Below are 1703 nucleotides of genomic sequence, written 5' to 3' on the forward strand. Positions count from 1 at the left end.
CGCTCGCTCCCCTGGGGAGCCGCGGGGGCCTGGACCGGCGGCGCCGCTACGGACGGCGTGAACACGGGCTCCGGCGGCGCGGCCTGCACCGGCCCCGGGCCACCCACCGGCACCGGAGCGCCGACCACAGGTCCGGCGGGCATCGGCGGTCCCGCGGCGAAGCCGCCGACCGCGGCCCGGCGCTCCAGCTTGTCCACCCGGGCCATCAGGGACATCTCGTCGGTGTAGGCGCCCGGCAGCATCACCCGGGCGCAGATCAGCTCCAGTTGCAGCCGCGGCGCCGCGTTGCCCCGCATCTCCGTCAACCCCGTGTTGACGATGTCCGCGCCCCGGCTGAGCTCCCCCGGGCCGAACCGGTCGGCCTGCGCCTGCATCACCGCGACCCGGTCCGCCGGAGCGTCGATCAGCCCCTTCTCGCCGGCCTCCGGCACGGTGGCGAGGATCACCAGGTCACGCAGCCGCTCCAGCAGGTCCGTCACGAACCGCCGCGGATCGTGCCCGCCCTCCACCACCCGGTCGACGACCTGGAAGACCGTCGCCCCGTCCTGCGCGGCGAAGGCGTCGATCACCTCGTCCAGCAGCGCCGAGTCCGTGTACCCGAGCAGCGCGGTGGCCATCTGGTAGGTGACCCCGCCCTCGGCGGCCCCGGCCAGCAGCTGGTCCATCACCGACATCGAGTCACGCACCGACCCGGCACCGGCGCGCACCACCAGCGGGAAGACCGACTCCTCGACCTCGATCCCCTCCCGCCCGCAGACCTCCGTCAGGTAGTCGCGCAACGTCCCCGGCGGCACCAGCCGGAACGGGTAATGGTGCGTGCGGGAGCGGATCGTCCCGATCACCTTCTCCGGCTCCGTGGTCGCGAAGATGAACTTGAGGTGCTCCGGCGGCTCCTCCACCACCTTCAGCAGCGCGTTGAAGCCGGCCGAGGTCACCATGTGCGCCTCGTCCAGGATGAAGATCTTGTACCGGCTGTGCACCGGTGCGAAGAACGCGCGCTCCCGCAGGTCCCGGGCGTCGTCCACCCCACCGTGCGAGGCCGCGTCGATCTCGATCACGTCGATCGACCCCGGCCCGCCGGTCGCCAGGTCGGTGCAGGACTGGCACTCCCCGCACGGCGTCGGAGTCGGCCCCTGCGCACAGTTGAGGCAGCGGGCCAGGATCCGCGCACTCGTCGTCTTCCCGCAGCCGCGGGGCCCGCTGAAGAGGTAGGCGTGGTTGACCCTGTTGTTGCGCAGGGCCTGCTGGAGCGGAGCGGTCACGTGCTCCTGCCCGATGACCTGGGCGAAAGTCTCGGGGCGATAGCGGCGGTACAGGGCTAGGGACACGCCACCGACGATATCGGGACAGACCGACAAACGCGTCGCCCCGCCCAGAAACGCAAGGACCCCTCGTGCACCCGCCAGAGCCCTCCTACCCTTGCTGCCTTCCGGCCCTGGGGGGATTCAGAGAGATAACGCCACACGAGGGGCTGGCACCAGAGTAGCGGATCCCAGCCCCTGCTCCGTACCCCCACCCCCACCCCACCCCCATCTCCGATCCGCAGGCCACCCACCCGCGACCACCTGCGGATAGCTGGTCGCGAGCACCCCCGAACATGTACTAAGCTCTCCCACGGAGGATTCGCCTAGTGGCCTAGGGCGCACGCTTGGAAAGCGTGTTGGGGGCAACCCCTCACGAGTTCGAATCTCGTATCCTCCGCC

1 tRNA gene, 1 other RNA gene and 1 pseudogene are annotated in these 1703 nt (G+C 71.1%); 1 reads left to right on the plus strand and 2 read right to left on the minus strand.

What is annotated here, in order from left to right:
- Nucleotides 1–1328 (minus strand): annotated as a pseudogene (locus tag ABD323_RS35930) (DNA polymerase III subunit gamma and tau); the annotation flags it as partial.
- A gap of 54 nt (nt 1329–1382) precedes the next feature.
- Nucleotides 1383–1473, minus strand: an RNA gene (gene ffs / locus ABD323_RS35935) — signal recognition particle sRNA small type.
- Between the two features lie 143 nt (nt 1474–1616).
- Here ffs and ABD323_RS35940 point away from each other — a divergent pair.
- Nucleotides 1617–1701: transfer RNA gene (locus tag ABD323_RS35940), tRNA-Ser, on the plus strand.
- The last annotated feature ends 2 nt before the right edge of the window (nt 1702–1703 follow it).

The sequence above is a fragment of the Kitasatospora nipponensis genome (assembly GCF_039528135.1).
Classification (GTDB): domain Bacteria; phylum Actinomycetota; class Actinomycetes; order Streptomycetales; family Streptomycetaceae; genus Kitasatospora; species Kitasatospora nipponensis.